Raw genomic sequence first — 16,374 nt, forward strand, 5'->3', positions numbered from 1 at the left:
TGTCCTTTGCCCTCGCAAGCGTCGCACTTGTGAAGAACATGTACTTACCACCACAAGGGAGAACCTTGCATTTATTCGCTTTAATGGAGTTTGAAATACTTGTTAGGTACACACGACACGCGTGCGTTAGCTAAGGGGCTTTATATCAAGGCAATCTTGCTAAATCGATTATTGACAAATGATATTTACTTTTGTAAAAAAGTATTATAAAGTGTTATCCCTAATTGTAATATTAATGGTGCTTAAAGGCAAAGGAACTATGCTGCTTGGCGTGTTTGCGGGTCTGATAACTATGACTGCTGCTTACTTTCAATGGAGTGAAAAGGATGAAGCTTCTAAAAAGAACAAAATTACTCAAGATGAGTTGAGGCAGTTAAACGAAGAAACGTTAAAGAAAACTCAAGAATTAGCTGATGCTTATAAAGATAATGCCGATTTACAAAAGGCAATTAGTAAAAAATCTGATGATATTGTTGAAATTACTAAGCAGTTATATACACTTTCTCAGCAGAATGCTGAATTACAAAAAGAACTAAATAACCATGTAACTGGAGGAGGAAATTTTCCAATACTGGATTTCTGGACTCATTCTATTGAGGTTACTGGTAAGGGTAAAGCCTTTGTTGCTGAATTCGATTTGTTAAATAAAGGTAAATATCCTCTAAATCATATTTCCTATGCCATTACCGATTTTTCAGGATATGAAATGATGCAGTTTATTAGAATTGCACGTGCACCAGGAGGAAGTTATTCTGTAGACAGTAAGCCAAATTCTTTTTATGAGCAAAATTTTCAAAACATTAACACATGGCAGCAAAGCCGAATTGTAGGGACTTTAAATGTAAATCAACGCTATCCGCTACAAAGCTCTGTGTACAGAGCTAATGGTGATAAAACACCTGTTATAGTTTTTAACATCACTTGGAATGGGGGAAATGTTATTTATTACATCACCTTCAATCAAGATGAGGATATGTTAAAATTGGAAAAAGTGTCAATAATATTAAATGGAAAATCAGTCGAGCCGGGTAAGCATTATGTTTTTAAATGCCATAAGTAAAAATTAAAAAAGCCGGTCTCTCAACCGGCTTTTTTATTATGGATTAGTCTTTCTCGCTTCCTGCATAGGGTTGCCGCCTGTGCTGGCTCCGCGTATGGTGTTTTGCTGTTTAAACAGTTCAAAGCGGGTTGGCGTGTATTCGCGCGGCCAGCTGTTGTTGCCTTCGTTTATGTCGGCAGTTTCACGGTAGGGATCAAGTTTAATGGCTTTTACCTCTTTGGTTTTGGCAAATACCTTGGTTACGTTAAACTCGTTGTGGCGCCAAATGTAGGCCGGTATTTTTTCGAGTTGTTTGCTGCCGTCGGTGTAGGTCCACTCTATAAATAAAGGCATGGGTAGGCCGCCTTTGTTGCTAAAGCTTACTTCGTAAAAGTAGTTTTTGCTATCATACAGTTTCTTTTCTTCAGGGCTCAGGGCATCGTACATGGCCTTGTAGCTTTTATCGGTAGCGGGTGTAGCGGCAAAACGATCCCACTTGCTGTAATAATCTTGCAGGGCAGTATCAGCTTCCACGGCTGAACGCATGCCTGCTTCCTTGTTGCGGGTGGTACTGATGTTGGTTAGGTTACGCTCAAACTGTGCACGGTCATAACTGCCTTCAACCTGTGCATTTTTAGTGTTCAGGCGATAGTATTTCACACTGTCTACAGATATGTCAACCGGGTCGGTGCCGTAAAACCAGCCTCTCCAGTACCAATCTAAATCCACCGCCGATGCATCTTCCATGGTGCGGAAAAAGTCGGTAGGAGTAGGGTGCTTAAAGGCCCAGCGTTGTGCATAGGTTTTAAATGCATAGTCAAATAGTTCGCGCCCCATTACCGTTTCGCGCAGTATATTAAGTGCGGTAGCCGGTTTCGCGTAGGCATTAGGGCCAAAGCGCTGTATGTTCTCCGAGTTGGTCATGATGGGCTCCAGCTCGTTTTTAGGCAGCTTCATGTAATCCACGATCTTATAAGCCGGGCCACGGTTACTTGGGAAGGTAGGGTCCCATTCCTGCTCGGTAAGGTACTGGCAAAAGGTGTTCAGTCCTTCGTCCATCCAGGTCCACTGGCGCTCATCAGAGTTAACGATCATCGGAAAAAAGTTGTGACCCACCTCGTGAATAACCACGCCGATCATGCCGTTTTTAGTGGCCTCGCTATAAGTGCCATCCTTTTCGGCACGACCGTAGTTAAAGCATATCATTGGGTACTCCATACCGTTGCTGGCCTCAACCGAGGTAGCACAAGGGTAAGGGTACGGAATGGTGTATTTGCTGTAAGTTTTAACCGTATGTGCAACCACCTTGGTGCTGTAACGGCGATAAATTGGATAAGCCTCCGGCCCGTAAACCGACATGGCCATCACCTTACGGCCGCCATCAATTTGCGTGGCCATGGCATCCCACACCACACGGCGCGATGATACCCAGGCAAAATCGCGCACGTTTTCGGCATGCCAGTTCCAGGTTTTGCGGGTGGTAGCGTGGCCTTGCAATGCTTTTTTTGCTTCGGCAAGGGTAACTACCTCTACCGGTTCTTTGTGAGAGTTTTGAGCTTTTTGCCAGCGTTGATATTGTGCCGATGTAAGCACCTGGCTGTAGTTAGAACATTGACCCGTGGCATCAACCACGTGATCGGCCGGTACATTAATGGCTACCTTAAAATCGCCAAAGGTAAGTGCAAACTCTCCGCGGCCATTAAACTGTTTGTTTTGCCAGCCCTGAAAATCGCTGTAAACGGCCATACGCGGGTACCATTGTGCCATGGTATACAAGTAGTTTTTATCCTCGGGAAAGTATTCATACCCACCACGGCCACCAATGGTTGAGCGGTCGGATATATTATACCACCATGCTATCTTAAAAACAAATTTAGCGCCCGGTGCCAGTGTTTTGGGCAGCTCAATACGCATCATGGTTTCGTTAATGGTGTATTTAAGGTTATTGCCGGCAGCATCTTTAGCGCTTACAATATGGTTGCCCAAATCAAGGTTATGCCCCATAATGCCCTGCAACTGGCGCAGGCTCATTTTGTCCTGCATCTTGCTTTCCTCAATTTTGGCGTTATCTCCGTCTTTTTTATGCTGATTTTCATCTAACTGCAGCCACAGGTAAGTTAGCGCATCGGGCGAGTTGTTGTAGTAGGTAATGGTTTCGGTACCATCTAAACGCTGTTTATCATCGTCGAGTTTGGCTACAATATCGTAATCGGCTTTTTGCTGCCAGTATTTTGGTCCGGGTGCGCCCGATGCCGAACGGTACATGTTGGGGTCGGCCAGTAAGGTGCTTCCCAATTGTTCAAATTTGTTGCCGTGGTTGCTGCCCGGATTGTATTCAATTTGCTGGGCCTGCAAAGCAGAAGTAAGCAGGAGCGACCCTGCCAGGAGTGAGTAAAATTTTTTCATCGAAAATGAATTAGAGCAAAACGCTCGATGCACATAATAAACGCTATTCCAAATATAGCAGATGAGAGGAATAATGTCCACTCACGGCGCTGAATTTTAAGGATATTAAGTAAAATGAATGATACGATAAGGATGCAAAGCACAATTAAAACCTGCCCAAACTCAAGCCCAAGGTTAAACGCCAGCAGTTGTGCCGTAATATTGCTGCTTTTACCCAGCAGGCTTTTTAAATAGTTCGAAAACCCCAACCCATGTATCAACCCAAAAAACAAAGCCAGTACATAAGTAATACGAAGCGTACCCGGCGAGCGTTTCTTTTTTACTATATTGATGAATGCTGTAATTATGATGGTAACCGGGATGAGGAACTCGATCAACGAAGTATTTACGCTGATGACGTTGAGTGCGCTTAAAGCAAGTGTGATGGAATGACCAACGGTAAATGCTGTAACGAGGATGAGCACCTTACGCCAGTCGGTTAGCAGATAAGAGCCGCAAAGTACGGCAACAAATAAAATATGGTCGTAACCCTGCCAGTCGCAAATGTGCTGCCAGCCCAGTTCAAAGTACAGGGAGAAATCATGCATCGGCTAAAAATAAAAAATATCGATAATAATAGCTTAATTTGTGTGAACACCGATGATTGAATCAGCAATGTTACCATACCTGTTTACTGCCTTTGTTAGCATATTTCATCCGTTTTATGTAAGCGTTACCGAAATTAACCATAACGCCAAAACACAATCGGTAGAGATAAGTTGCCGCATGTTTTATGACGATCTGGAGCATGTGCTCGAAAAACAAAACAATACCAAATTAGATATTGTAAAGCCTGCAAACAAAGAACAGCTGAACCGTTTTATTAGCAGTTATGTGCACCAGCATTTAATTATTAAGGTAGATGGCAAAGTGCTAAACCCCACTTATTTGGGCTTCGAAATTCAGGAAGATGGTGCATGGAGCTACCTTGAAGTTAAGGGCGTTGGCAAAGCGCAAAAAATAGAGGTGCACGATGATCTATTGTATACCGAACACCCCGAGCAGATCAACATGATACATGTAACCGTAAACGGCGAACGCAAGAGCACTAAGTTAGATAACCCCTCGGCCAATGCCTCGTTTAGTTTTAAGTAAGCAGCTATGAGATTTTACTCGGCCAAAAGCACATTTGTGAGTATTGTTATTGGGGCGGCTGTAGCCCTGATGTTTTTGCAAGTTTATATTGTAATTGATAAAGGCGGGCCAAAGTTGTTACTCCTTGTTTTTGCTACGGTTTGCACGTTGCTTTTATGGATGTGGTTTGCAACTTATTACGATGTGGAAGATAACCTGCTTTATTACCGGTCGGGCCCAATTAATGGGAAGATAGATATTAATACAATCCGCAAAATAGAAGTTGGCAAAACTCAATATGTGGGTTTAAAGCCTGCGTTGGCATCAAAAGGATGTGTGGTACATTACAATAAATACGATGATATATACTTATCGCCCAAAGATAAGGATGGTTTTATTGCAGCCCTGCTAAAAGTAAACCCTACTATTGAGGTTGTGGCTAACAAATAAGCAGCTAAAACCAAAGCGGTACGGTGTTTGTTAGGTAACGTTAGTGTAAAGTTGGTGATGTTGCATTAACAATTATAGCTAAAGTTGATATAAATCATTTTATAGCAGTATCTTGTGACCGACATTCACCTAATTCAATTTTTAAAAAAGATTCCTATCATGAAACTTCCATTTTTACCGATAGCCTTAGCCGCTATACTATTTACATCGGCAGGTTGTGTGAGCAAAAAGCAATACACCCAACTGCAATCAAACTATGATACGTTACAAAATAAGCACCGCGATTTGAACGTAAGATTTCTTAACAGCCAGCAAGAACTATCTAACGCTAACGTGCGTGTAAAAAGTCTTGAGGAGCAAATTGCATCAGGCCGTCAAAATCTGGCATCGTTACAGGCTGCTTTAGATAAGTGTTTAACCTCATCTGGCCAGGGTAACGTTAACATCTCTAAACTGGTTGATGAGATCAATTCATCAAACAAGTACATTCAGCAACTGGTTAACAGCAAAAATAAAAGCGACTCGCTTAACATGGTGTTAACCAATAACCTTACCCGCTCGTTAAGCCGCGAAGAATCAAAGGATGTTGATGTACAGGTACTGAAAGGCGTGGTTTACATCTCGCTTTCAGACAATATGCTGTACAAATCGGGCAGCTACGAAATATCTGATAAAGCCAACGCAACACTTACCAAAATATCTAAAATCATTACCGATTATAAAGATTACGAAGTGCTGATCGAAGGTAATACTGATAACGTGCCAATTAAACAAACCAACATCCGTAACAACTGGGATTTAAGTGCGCTGCGTGCATCATCAGTAGTACAGGCCCTGCAAACCAGGTTTAATGTTGATCCTAAGCGTTTAACGGCTGCAGGTCGTGGTGAGTATAACCCGGTTGCCGATAACAATAGCGAAGCCGGTAAAGTTAAAAACCGTCGTACACAAATTATCATTACTCCTAAGCTTGATCAGTTTATGGATTTGATCGATAAAGCTCCTGAAAAACCAGCTACTCCAACTACAGGTCAACAATAATTAATTGTTTATTTATAAAAAAAGCCGTCTTTCTGTTAATTCAGAAAGGCGGCTTTTTCATTATTTGTATTTTGGGATACTCAAGCTGGCCTTTACTCCATATTATAGGTAACAATCCCAATAATTATATGACATTTCTACTTATATGTTATCCATTTTAACGTGCCATCATCGCAATTTGAAGTATTTTAAATAGATTAGAGGTTTAAACTCAACTATTGATGGAACAATCCTCATCACAACCTAACTTAAAAAGCGAATTAGGCCTGCTCGACGGTACCATGCTGGTAGCCGGTTCGATGATAGGCTCGGGTATCTTTATTGTAAGCGCCGATATTATCCGTAATGTTGGCTCAGCAGGCTGGTTAATTGCCGTGTGGCTTATCACCGGTTTTATGACCCTTACTGCTGCCGTAAGTTATGGCGAGTTGAGCGCTATGTTCCCTAAAGCAGGTGGACAATACGTTTACCTTAAAGAGGCATATAATAAACTAATTGCCTTTTTGTATGGCTGGAGCTTTTTTGCGGTAATACAAACCGGAACTATAGCAGCAGTTGGGGTGGCTTTTTCCAAGTTTACGGCCTCTTTTTTATCATCTATGAGCTTTACTGCTAAGTGGGCACATTTGGTTAGTGAGGATACCATATTGTTTACTGCGCCGATAGGCAATTATGACTTCAAGTTTAGTGCAGCCCAACTGGTATCAATTGTCATCATTATTATCCTTACTTATATAAATACCCGCGGTGTAAAAGGGGGCAAGATTATTACAACCACTTTTACCTTAACTAAGCTGTTGAGTTTGTTTGGCTTAATTGCTTTTGGTTTTATTATGCTTAAAGGTGATGTGTGGGCCGCCAACTGGACCAATGCCTGGGATATGCATAACATTAATAAAGACGGTAGCTTTACTTCTTTAACTTTAGCTGCTGGGTTAGGTGCTGTAGCGGCATCAATGGTAGGCTCTATTTTTAGCAGTGATGCCTGGAATAGTGTAACCTTTATTGCGGGCGAGATGAAAAACCCGCAGCGTAATATTGGGTTAAGCTTGTTCTTAGGGACGATGATTGTTACCGTAATTTATGTACTGGCTAATGTGATGTATACCGCTGTTTTGCCATTACACGAAATTGCCACTGCCGAAAAAGACCGCGTGGCTGTTGCTGCTTCAACCGTTATATTTGGAAATATAGGTACTGTTATTATCGCACTTATGATTATGGTATCAACTTTTGGCTGTAACAATGGTTTAATACTGGCCGGTGCAAGGGTTTATTATACAATGGCTAAAGACGGCGTTTTTTTTAAAAAAACTGGTACCCTTAATAAAAATTCCGTTCCAGAATTTGGTTTATGGATACAATGTTTAGTTGCATCTCTGTTATGCTTGAGCGGAAAGTATGGGGATTTGCTGGATATGATTTCCTTTGTAGTGGTTATATTTTACGTGCTTACCATTGTAGGCATTTACATTTTGCGCATAAAACGCCCCGACGCGCCACGCCCTTATAAAGCCTTTGGTTATCCTGTTTTGCCAGCTATTTATGTACTGATGGGTTTAGCCTTTTGTACGCTGCTTATTATTTATAAACCCCAGTATACCTGGCCTGGCCTCATTATTGTACTCATCGGCATCCCTATATATTTTATTTCACAACGTAACGTAAAGCATGAGGATACCGTACTTTCTGATAATTAGTTTTTTAACTTTAAGCACAACCGTACAGGCACAAAAAAAGGTAAGTATAAATGCCGGCCTGCCGCAAAAACTGCAAGCTGCCGTTAACCGTTTGCAACTGGATAGTCAATGCAGCTACGCATCAATATCGTTAACCGTGCTCGATGCCGAAACCGGTGCACCGGTTTTTACCTACCACCCTGATATGGGTTTGGCACCGGCTTCTACCTTAAAAACGGTTACTTCTATAACGGCCTATAACCTGTTAGGGGCCGATTTTAAGTTTCAAACCCGGTTTGGCTACACAGGTACAATTGATGCCAACGGTGTGCTTAACGGCGATGTTATTATAAAAGGCGGCGGCGACCCCACTTTAGGCAGTTGGCGATGGAATGATACCAAAGAAAACTCAATATTAACCAAGCTGGTAACCGCCTTGCAACAGGCAGGAATTAAAAAAATAAACGGCCGAATTATAGGTGATGATTCGGTTTTTGACACCCAGTCTATTCCTGATGGCTGGATATGGCAGGATACCGGTAACTATTATGGTGCAGGTGCATCGGGCTTATGCTGGCGCGAAAACACTTTCGACATTAAATATGAAACCGGCGCAGTGGGGGGCCCGGTAAAAATATTGCGTACCTCACCCGCCATGCCTTATTTTAATTTCAAAAGCGAAGTATCAACCTCCGGCTCAGGCACGGGTGACAAATCATATGCCTACCTGCCTGTTGGTAATAAACAGATGTACATACGCGGGGCTTATGCTATTGATAAGGCTAAAAAAAGCATCAGCGTTGCCCTGCCCGACCCGGCTTACGATGCCGCTTGGCGCTTAACTGATACCCTTCGGCATTTAGGTATTACGGTTAGCAAAGAACCGGAGTCGACTATAACATTTAATTCAAAAACAGAAGTTATCCCCCCAATTGCAAAAGAACTTACAACCATAACTTCGCCCGATTTTAACCAGATTATTTACTGGTTAAACCGAGAAAGTATTAATCTTTACGCCGAACAACTGCTTAAAACCATTGCGCTTAAATCGGGCAAAGAGGTATCAACCAAAACAGGCGTTGAGGTGCTAAAAAGCTTCTGGAAGGAAAATGGAATTGACAGCCGCTCGCTCAACCTTTACGATGGCAGCGGCCTTTCGCCCGGCGACCGTATAACATCCCGCTCCTTAGCCCGTATACTCCTAACCGCGGTTAATCAACCTTGGTTTAGTCCGTTTTATGAAAGTTTACCCTTGTATAACAATATGCACATGAAAAGCGGAACCATTGCCGATGTAGTAGCCTATGCCGGTTACCAAACCCACAACGGACGCAAGTTGTGCTTTTCGGTCATGATTAATAATTATAATGGTTCTACCACCACTATGCGGCAAAAGCTATTTAAGGTGCTGGATGAATTGAAGTAGGTGTTAGAGTCAAGAGTACAGAATCAGGAATCAAGATAAAAGAAGCTAATAAAATCATGTCATTTCGACTTTAGGAGAAATCTTTTCAAAGCGATTAACCTTTCAGTTCGAAAAGATTTCTCGTTATCACTCGAAATGACAAGCGTAGAGAAAATTTATTCAGGGTCTGTACTCTGCACTCTTGTTTCTGTAGTCTCTTCCAAAAACAATCTCGCTACAAACATGGTATCAGCCTTATGGCCATAGCCTTTCAGCACTTTCATCTCTTCAAGCTGAAGACCTAACTCTTTAACCATAAAATCAACAGCATCCTCATTTTCGGCTTTAAAGGCCGAGCAGGTGATGTAAATGATGGGCTTGCCCGGCTTGAGGTATTTAACCACGTTACGAACAATGCTTTGCTGCAAACGCTGGAAAAATTCGATGCGGTGCTCGCCAAACTGGGTGATGAGTTCGGGAGTGCGGCCCCAGGTGCCCGAGCCGGTGCAGGGAGCATCGAGAATTATACCATCAAAGGCATAATTATGCATAATGAAGTCGGGGTTTTGCGTAAGGTCGAGTATCTTTTTCTGATATTTCATTAATCCTGCCTGCCGGAAGCGCTCATCGAGATTAGCCAATATAGACTCACGAATGTCCGATACTACCAACTTTATATCTGCCTGTTGTTCGTGCAAAAGCAACGATTTTCCGCCCGATGCTGCGCAGGCATCCCACCAGTTTTCCCAGCGTTGAGGTTTAAAGTAGTTAGCTGTTTGTTGTGATGAATAATCCTGTACCTCAAACCAATGCTGGTTAGGGAACAAGGTTTCGAGCTTGGTACCGTTGGGTAACGATAGGCAGTTGTTGCCTTCATCCTTAAAAGCAACTTCGGCTTTGGCAAGTATGCTTTTCACCTGCTGTTCAAAACCCTTACGCACGCGTATAAACAAATCGGGCTGAATAAAGAACGAACGTAAAAATTCGGGCGTATCAATACCTGCCGAAAGCTTGGCGTATAACGGGTAAACATCGTGCAGGTTAAATTCAGGGTGAGCGGTTTTAACCAGTTCCAGTTTTTCGTTAAGGGTAAAGGTTATGCAGGCTGCCCACTCGGGCTTAAAGTGTTGTAAAAAAGAGTTGGTTTGCGTGTTGCATAAAAACTCGGCAACCATCAGCCGGTCTTCGGGCGGCAGGTTGGGTAGCGCATTACCTATACGGAAATAGTTATAGATCAACCTGCTGGCCACGCGCCTATCGGTAGAACCCATTTGCTTGTTTTGCCTGAAAAACACAGGCAAAAACTTGCTTAATTGCACATCGCCCGGAAATTCGGCCAGTATGCGCTGAAATGTTTTAAGCTGATTTAAGGCTTTCATTCTACCTGCTTTAGCTCAAAGTTAGTGTATTTTAAAACGCTAACATGAGTGTTTATCCATCCTAATCCCGGCTTTTTAACAAACCAAAATTCATTATGCAATGCCTTATAATGGTGCTGGTCTAAATGTTCAAGCTCGTTACCATCCAAAGCCAGCACTTCACCAAAATACATTCCCTCATCAAAGCCTTTATAAGCATATGCTGATGGCTCACTGTTATATACTTTGCGGTAAGATCTGATAAAATGCACTGTTGCGGCAGCGCGGTAATTTAACCGCTCGGCCGATGTAATATGTGCTTTGATGCGCTGCAGCATATCGGCCTTTAAAAAGGTTAGCTTATCCCAGTTAGGGTGCCCAATCGTAGTTACCGGAAATTTTCGCGAAAGCGTATCTAAAGAGCGTAGGGTGGTAGTTAAAAACTGCTGGTTAACCGAGGGTACAATGAATACGTTTTCTACCTTATTATTAAGATGCTGCCTGAGCGGTGTAAGGTTCCCTTTTGATATGGTAGTATAAATAACCTGTATCCTGCGTTTACTCAACGTATCGATGGCCATTTTAAATGGAGTGGCAAACTTTTTATCGTCACTAAAACCCGATGACAGGATGAATATTTTTAACGGCTTAATATGGTTTCGCACAAACCTGGCTGCCGCAATAGCGTGATACTCCAGGGGCGGGTTGATGGTAATTAGTTTAGGATCGGCAAACTCCTCGGGTGCGGCCGGTGCAAGCGGCGATAATAGTGGCTTTTTGAGTTTTTGAGGCTTACCTATAAAAGTTTTTATACCGTTAGGAAAAACCGGCCCAACAATTAAATCACTACTGTTTACAGCCGGATTAACCGACAGCCCATGTGTGGCCGCTGCATCATCCTTGGTATCAAAAACCTGTAGTTTGTAGTTAAAGCCTTGCCCGGTTAGTGAGTCGAGTGCCAGGCGAAAACCCTGGTAATAATCAACTGCGATGTTAGCACTTTTAAGTTCGGCGGCGTTATAGCCTTTGGCCGAATTTAAGTTATCGAGGCTAAAAGGCAGTAATAGCGCAACGGTTGATATTTTACCTAACTGTGGCTTAACAGCAGGTTTAGTATTTGCATTGTTGCTGTTTTTATCCTTATCGGCCGTTGTGTTGATTGCCGGTTGCGACGGACGTGTTTTGCCAACAGGTTGTACCTTGGGCGAGCAGGCGCTTACCAAAATAAGCGCCAGCAGCCAAAGTTTTATTTTATTCCCACTCAATGGTAGCGGGTGGTTTTGAGCTGATGTCATATACAACCCTGTTAATTCCTTTTACGTTGTTGATGATCTCGTTAGAGATTTTGGCCAGCAGCGGGTAAGGTAAGTGGCACCAATCGGCGGTCATACCGTCTAATGATTCCACTGCACGTAAACATACCACGTTTTCGTAAGTACGTTCATCGCCCATTACACCTACCGATTGTACCGGCAGGTAAATAGCGCCTGCCTGCCAAACTTTATCATAAACACCGCCTTCGCGTAAATTGTTGATGTAAATTGCATCGGCCTGTTGTAAAATGGCAACTTTCTCAGGCGTAACCTCGCCTAATATCCTGATTGCCAAGCCCGGACCGGGGAACGGATGACGGCCTAAAATATTAGGGTCGATGCCTAAAGATTTGCCCACGCGGCGTACTTCGTCTTTAAACAAAGTATTTAGCGGTTCAACCACTTTAAGCTTCATAAAATCGGGTAAACCGCCCACGTTATGGTGCGATTTAATGGTAGCCGATGGACCGTTAACCGATACCGACTCAATAACATCGGGGTAAATAGTACCCTGACCTAACCATTTTACATCCTGTACCTTGTGTGCCTCATCATCAAACACCTCTATGAACACACGGCCAATAGCTTTACGTTTCTTTTCGGGATCTGATAAACCTTCAAGCGCATCGTAAAAACGTTGCTTGGCATCAACACCGGTTACGTTTAAGCCCATGTGCTTGTACGAATCCAATACCGATTCAAACTCATCTTTACGTAATAAGCCGTTATCAACAAAAATACAATACAGGTTTTTGCCAATGGCCTGGTGCAGCAACACCGCCGCAACTGATGAATCTACACCGCCCGAAAGGCCTAAAACCACTTTATCATCGCCCAGTTTTTCTTTTAAACCGGCAATGGTGGTTTCGATGAATGATTCTGAAGTCCATTCCTGATGACAGCCGCAAATGTCAACCAAAAAGTTTTTGAGCAATTGCTTGCCATCTAAACTGTGGGTAACCTCGGGGTGGAACTGTATGGCGTACGTGTCGGTATCTTTAATATGGTATGCAGCAACTTTTACACTATCGGTGCTGGCTATAATTTCAAAGTTATCGGCAACGGCGTTAATGGTATCACCGTGCGACATCCAAACCTGTGAGTTTGCAGGAATATCTTTAAACAGTTTGCTATCCTGGTTAATATACTGCAGGTTAGCACGGCCATACTCGCGGGTGTTAGAGGCCGAAACCTCGCCACCATTGTGCTGGGCTAAATATTGTGCACCGTAGCAAACGCCTAAAATTGGCATTTTGCCGTGGTGAGGCGCAAAATCAAACTGCGGTGCATCGGGCTGACGCACCGAATACGGACTACCAGACAGGATTATACCTTTTACGGTGTTGTCAACTTCAGGAAAATTATTGAATGGATGTATCTCGCAATAGATATTGAGCTCCCGTACGCGGCGTGCTATAAGCTGGGTAAACTGTGAGCCGAAATCGAGAATTAGAATTTTTTCAGGCATGGGCAAAGATAGTTTTTTAGGTTTAGATTTGGGGCATTGGATATGAGATTTGAAATTGGCTCGTTTAATAGATGATTTTTACAACAATTTAAGTATGCAAATACCCTGGCATCATTTATTTAAACCGATATTAATGCTCCTGTTTTTTTGCAGCGTGGGCGTAACCGCCAGTGCGCAAAATGCCGATAGCTTATTTAATGTTTACACTGATTTTAACTTGGCGCGTTTTCAGGATGAGTCATTAGAAGCTTTCCGGTTAGGAGAGGTGCTATTGCCTAAGGCTGATAAACTGCCAGAAAAAGCCCGTGTAAGTTTTTATAACAGCCTGGCTAAGCTTTATGAGGATAACAGCCAGTTTGAAAGGGCGTTACCACTATATGAAAAGGTTGCCGTAGCCCGTCCTGATTATTATGTAGTACATTTGGCGCTGGGGCATATTTACCTGCGCCAGGCCGAGGCGCTGGAAACAAAAGATAAGGCTGTATACACTGCATTGGTAAACAAAATTATACCTCATCTTGAAAAAGTACAGGCTTGCGACCCATATGATGAGAACCTTACTCTGATTAAAAAGCTATACCATAACATTAATAACGATGCTGGTTTTGCCACGCTCAATACCCGTTTAAAAACTTTGAAAAACAAATGCCTCGATATTTTAGAGGATCATTAATTACATGAAAACGCTTAAATATATAGCTAAATTTATAACACGTTTAGTGCTCATCTTGTTGCTGTTTGTAGGCTACCTGCTCATTCAGTACCGCGAAAAAATGCATAACTTAGGCTTTATTAAACTGCAGTGGCAGCTTATTTTTCCGGTAGTGCTTATATTGAGTTTCCTGGGATTATTCATTACAGCAGCCATCAAAAAATATAATCAGGGCGATTTAAATCTGCTGCTCATTGTAAACTCGGTAATGCTCATCATTTACGGCATGGCAATCTTTTTCAGGATCTATGCGTTGATAGGTCATTAATAATACCTCTGAAGGCATGAAGCATATCATCACCCTAACCCTTAGCCCTGTTGTGGACAAAAGCACAATGGTTGACCGCATTGTGGCCGACCAAAAACTACATTGTGACGAACCCCGTTTTGAGCCTGGAGGTGGGGGCATCAACGTATCGCGCGGGTTAAAGCGACTGAATGTTAATTCGGTAGCTATATTTCCGTCGGGCGGGTTAACCGGTCAGCATTTACAAGATTTATTGAAAGCTGAGCATATTAACCAGCTACCCGTACTTACCGAAAGGCTAACCCGCGAAAACTTTATTGTAGTTAACCGGGAGGTGCACGAGGAGTACCGCTTTGGTATGCCCGCCGTTGAACTTTTGCCCAAAGAGGAACTGGAGATATTAAGGGTAATTAAAAACCTGTCGCCCAAACCCAAATTCATGGTGGTGAGCGGCAGCATGCCTCCCGGTTCGAGCGATGATTTTTTTGGCTAAAATTGCGCGTATTGCCCGACAGTATGATGCCAAATTAATTGTAGATACATCGGGCGAGGCCTTAAAAAATGCTGTTGAAGAAGGGGTATACCTGTTAAAACCTAACCAGGCCGAGCTAAGCAAACTTAGCGGTATTGAGGTTAAGGATAAAGAAACGGTTGAGGAAGCTGCCCGTAAAATCGTTGAAAAAGGCAAATGTGAAACTGTTGTGGTATCATTAGGTGCACAGGGTGCTTATGTGGCAAGGCGCGGCTACTCTGAACATATTGAAGCACCCAATGTAGAAAAACGTAGCACCGTAGGTGCTGGCGACAGCATGGTTGCCGGCATGGTTTACGCCGCCGAAAGAGGGTTTGACATGCGACAGATAGTGCGCATGGGCATTGCCTGCGGCAGTGCCGCCACCATGAACCCCGGCCCTGAACTATTTAGGAAAGCCGATGTCGACCGGCTTTACGCAGAGCTGCTGAAGAAAATGAACTAAGAAACTTGTAGAGTCGCAGTACTTTGCGCCTCTTTTTTTACACATAGGTTATAGACACAAAGTATTGTGTCTATACTTTTTTCGGGAAAAGTCTTGGCGCTTGATTCTTGGCTCTTGGCTCTACTTTTTTTTCCTATTTTTGCCTGCTTCAAATAAAGTCTTTTATTAGAGGCTGTAAAGCTCAAGCATGGATATTTCAGTTGTTGTACCTTTATATAACGAAGTAGAATCGTTACCCGAATTAACCGCATGGATAGCCCGGGTAATGGACGAAAACCGTTTTACCTACGAGATATTATTGGTTGACGATGGCAGCCGCGATGGTTCGTGGGAAGAGATATGCAGGCTGCATGAGGGTAATACCGCCATTAAAGGCGTAAAATTCAGGCGCAATTACGGTAAATCGGCAGCGTTAAACGTGGGTTTTGAGGCAGCCCAGGGCAATGTAATTATTACCATGGATGCCGATTTGCAGGATAGCCCCGATGAGATACCCGCTTTATACCGCCGCATAGCCGAAGAAAAGTACGACCTTATTTCTGGTTGGAAAGCTAAGCGTTATGATCCGCTTACCAAAACCATACCCACCAAATTGTTCAACGCCGCTACCCGCAAAATGTCGGGTATCGACAATTTGCACGATTTTAACTGCGGCCTGAAAGCTTACCGCAAAGCCGTGGTTAAAAACATTGAGGTTTATGGCGAAATGCACCGTTACATACCCGTTTTAGCCAAATGGGCCGGCTTTACCAAAATTGGCGAACAGGTGGTTGAACACCGCGCCCGTAAATACGGTACTACCAAATTTGGCATGAGCCGCTTCATTAACGGCTTTCTCGATCTGCTTTCGATATTCTTTGTAGGCAAATTTGGCAAGCGCCCTATGCACTTTTTTGGCTCGATGGGGGTGCTGAGCTTCTTCATAGGGATGATTATGGCTATATGGATTTTAGCTGAAAAATTAATCCATATATCTAATAACGAAAAATATCGTAATGCCACAGACCAGCCTTTGTTTTACTTGGCGTTAGTTGCTATTGTGGTGGGTTTTCAATTGTTCCTAACTGGTTTTGTTGCTGAACTGGTTGCTCGTAGTTCATCAGACAGGAATAACTATCAGATAGAAGATAAAGTGTAACAATGCCTTATTTGTCATCTCGAACGAT

At 43.0% G+C, this 16,374-nt stretch carries 16 protein-coding genes; 11 read left to right on the forward strand and 5 right to left on the reverse strand.

Features of this window, described 5'->3' with window-relative positions; translation table 11 throughout:
* The first annotated feature begins 178 nt into the window (after window positions 1-178).
* The gene (locus QE417_RS18175) at window positions 179-1,060 is read left to right on the forward strand and encodes a hypothetical protein (protein ID WP_311952006.1); all 882 of its coding nucleotides are present in this window, start codon (window positions 179-181) and stop codon (window positions 1,058-1,060) included.
* Window positions 1,061-1,096: 36 nt separating this feature from the next.
* Here the strand turns inward: QE417_RS18175 and QE417_RS18180 are convergent, their stop codons facing one another.
* Complete coding sequence (locus QE417_RS18180) at window positions 1,097-3,445, reverse strand: M1 family metallopeptidase (RefSeq protein ID WP_311952008.1); 2,349 nt, start codon at window positions 3,443-3,445, stop codon at window positions 1,097-1,099.
* The gene (locus tag QE417_RS18185) at window positions 3,442-4,032 is read right to left on the reverse strand and encodes a HupE/UreJ family protein (protein ID WP_311952010.1); all 591 of its coding nucleotides are present in this window, start codon (window positions 4,030-4,032) and stop codon (window positions 3,442-3,444) included. Before QE417_RS18185 ends, QE417_RS18180 begins: the two co-directional genes overlap by 4 nt.
* Window positions 4,033-4,084: 52 nt before the next feature.
* Between QE417_RS18185 and QE417_RS18190 the strand changes: the two genes are divergently transcribed.
* The 5 genes from QE417_RS18190 to dacB all read left to right on the forward strand — a co-directional run bounded on the left by QE417_RS18190 (window position 4,085) and on the right by dacB (window position 9,154).
* Window positions 4,085-4,579: a DUF6702 family protein gene (locus QE417_RS18190; protein ID WP_311952012.1), complete on the forward strand. Its 495-nt coding sequence runs from the start codon at window positions 4,085-4,087 to the stop codon at window positions 4,577-4,579.
* Between the two features lie 6 nt (window positions 4,580-4,585).
* Complete coding sequence (locus QE417_RS18195) at window positions 4,586-5,008, forward strand: PH domain-containing protein (RefSeq protein ID WP_311952014.1); 423 nt, start codon at window positions 4,586-4,588, stop codon at window positions 5,006-5,008.
* Window positions 5,009-5,167: 159 nt separating this feature from the next.
* Window positions 5,168-6,049, forward strand: coding sequence for a flagellar motor protein MotB (locus QE417_RS18200; protein ID WP_311952016.1), 882 nt, complete (start codon window positions 5,168-5,170; stop codon window positions 6,047-6,049).
* A gap of 221 nt (window positions 6,050-6,270) precedes the next feature.
* Window positions 6,271-7,749 (forward strand): APC family permease, encoded by a 1,479-nt coding sequence (locus QE417_RS18205; RefSeq protein WP_311952018.1) that lies wholly within the window; start codon window positions 6,271-6,273, stop codon window positions 7,747-7,749.
* Entirely contained in the window at window positions 7,721-9,154 is a 1,434-nt protein-coding gene (dacB, locus tag QE417_RS18210) for a D-alanyl-D-alanine carboxypeptidase/D-alanyl-D-alanine endopeptidase (RefSeq protein WP_311952022.1), read from the forward strand. Before QE417_RS18205 ends, dacB begins: the two co-directional genes overlap by 29 nt.
* Window positions 9,155-9,309: 155 nt before the next feature.
* Here dacB and QE417_RS18215 read toward each other — a convergent pair whose 3' ends face one another.
* From QE417_RS18215 to guaA, 3 genes are read right to left on the reverse strand one after another with little or no spacing between them, the layout of a single operon-like run.
* Window positions 9,310-10,512, reverse strand: a complete 1,203-nt coding sequence (locus QE417_RS18215) for an RsmB/NOP family class I SAM-dependent RNA methyltransferase (RefSeq protein WP_311952024.1) — start codon at window positions 10,510-10,512, stop codon at window positions 9,310-9,312.
* Complete coding sequence (locus QE417_RS18220) at window positions 10,509-11,786, reverse strand: hypothetical protein (RefSeq protein WP_311952027.1); 1,278 nt, start codon at window positions 11,784-11,786, stop codon at window positions 10,509-10,511. Before QE417_RS18220 ends, QE417_RS18215 begins: the two co-directional genes overlap by 4 nt.
* Window positions 11,743-13,272, reverse strand: coding sequence for a glutamine-hydrolyzing GMP synthase (guaA, locus tag QE417_RS18225; RefSeq protein WP_311952029.1), 1,530 nt, complete (start codon window positions 13,270-13,272; stop codon window positions 11,743-11,745). The genes QE417_RS18220 and guaA overlap by 44 nt, the downstream gene beginning before the upstream one ends.
* 133 nt (window positions 13,273-13,405) lie before the next feature.
* Between guaA and QE417_RS18230 the strand changes: the two genes are divergently transcribed.
* The 5 genes from QE417_RS18230 (at window position 13,406) to QE417_RS18250 (ending at window position 16,346) form a co-directional block, all read left to right on the forward strand.
* On the forward strand, window positions 13,406-13,945 hold the full coding sequence (locus QE417_RS18230; protein ID WP_311952032.1) for a hypothetical protein: 540 nt from the start codon (window positions 13,406-13,408) through the stop codon (window positions 13,943-13,945).
* Between the two features lie 4 nt (window positions 13,946-13,949).
* Window positions 13,950-14,252 (forward strand): hypothetical protein, encoded by a 303-nt coding sequence (locus QE417_RS18235; RefSeq protein WP_311952035.1) that lies wholly within the window; start codon window positions 13,950-13,952, stop codon window positions 14,250-14,252.
* A gap of 16 nt (window positions 14,253-14,268) precedes the next feature.
* The gene (locus QE417_RS18240; RefSeq protein ID WP_311952038.1) at window positions 14,269-14,724 is read left to right on the forward strand and encodes a PfkB family carbohydrate kinase; all 456 of its coding nucleotides are present in this window, start codon (window positions 14,269-14,271) and stop codon (window positions 14,722-14,724) included.
* The gene (locus QE417_RS18245) at window positions 14,717-15,208 is read left to right on the forward strand and encodes a 1-phosphofructokinase family hexose kinase (protein WP_311952041.1); all 492 of its coding nucleotides are present in this window, start codon (window positions 14,717-14,719) and stop codon (window positions 15,206-15,208) included. The genes QE417_RS18240 and QE417_RS18245 overlap by 8 nt, the downstream gene beginning before the upstream one ends.
* Before the next feature lie 187 nt (window positions 15,209-15,395).
* Complete coding sequence (locus QE417_RS18250; protein WP_311952044.1) at window positions 15,396-16,346, forward strand: glycosyltransferase family 2 protein; 951 nt, start codon at window positions 15,396-15,398, stop codon at window positions 16,344-16,346.
* The last annotated feature ends 28 nt before the right edge of the window (window positions 16,347-16,374 follow it).

Source organism: Mucilaginibacter terrae, from assembly GCF_031951985.1.
GTDB classification, from domain to species: domain Bacteria; phylum Bacteroidota; class Bacteroidia; order Sphingobacteriales; family Sphingobacteriaceae; genus Mucilaginibacter; species Mucilaginibacter terrae_A.

Bases quoted from the DNA above. Each gene is read 5' to 3' on its own strand.
- QE417_RS18205 (WP_311952018.1), top strand. From the start codon at position 6,271: ATGGAACAATCCTCATCACAACCTAACTTAAAAAGCGAATTAGGCCTG.
- QE417_RS18240 (WP_311952038.1), top strand. From the start codon at position 14,269: ATGAAGCATATCATCACCCTAACCCTTAGCCCTGTTGTGGACAAAAGC.
- QE417_RS18180 (WP_311952008.1), bottom strand. From the start codon at position 3,445: ATGAAAAAATTTTACTCACTCCTGGCAGGGTCGCTCCTGCTTACTTCT.
- QE417_RS18175 (WP_311952006.1), top strand. From the start codon at position 179: ATGATATTTACTTTTGTAAAAAAGTATTATAAAGTGTTATCCCTAATT.
- dacB (WP_311952022.1), top strand. From the start codon at position 7,721: ATGAGGATACCGTACTTTCTGATAATTAGTTTTTTAACTTTAAGCACA.
- QE417_RS18195 (WP_311952014.1), top strand. From the start codon at position 4,586: ATGAGATTTTACTCGGCCAAAAGCACATTTGTGAGTATTGTTATTGGG.
- QE417_RS18185 (WP_311952010.1), bottom strand. From the start codon at position 4,032: ATGCATGATTTCTCCCTGTACTTTGAACTGGGCTGGCAGCACATTTGC.
- QE417_RS18220 (WP_311952027.1), bottom strand. From the start codon at position 11,786: ATGACATCAGCTCAAAACCACCCGCTACCATTGAGTGGGAATAAAATA.
- QE417_RS18230 (WP_311952032.1), top strand. From the start codon at position 13,406: ATGCTCCTGTTTTTTTGCAGCGTGGGCGTAACCGCCAGTGCGCAAAAT.
- guaA (WP_311952029.1), bottom strand. From the start codon at position 13,272: ATGCCTGAAAAAATTCTAATTCTCGATTTCGGCTCACAGTTTACCCAG.
- QE417_RS18215 (WP_311952024.1), bottom strand. From the start codon at position 10,512: ATGAAAGCCTTAAATCAGCTTAAAACATTTCAGCGCATACTGGCCGAA.
- QE417_RS18200 (WP_311952016.1), top strand. From the start codon at position 5,168: ATGAAACTTCCATTTTTACCGATAGCCTTAGCCGCTATACTATTTACA.
- QE417_RS18235 (WP_311952035.1), top strand. From the start codon at position 13,950: ATGAAAACGCTTAAATATATAGCTAAATTTATAACACGTTTAGTGCTC.
- QE417_RS18190 (WP_311952012.1), top strand. From the start codon at position 4,085: ATGATTGAATCAGCAATGTTACCATACCTGTTTACTGCCTTTGTTAGC.
- QE417_RS18250 (WP_311952044.1), top strand. From the start codon at position 15,396: ATGGATATTTCAGTTGTTGTACCTTTATATAACGAAGTAGAATCGTTA.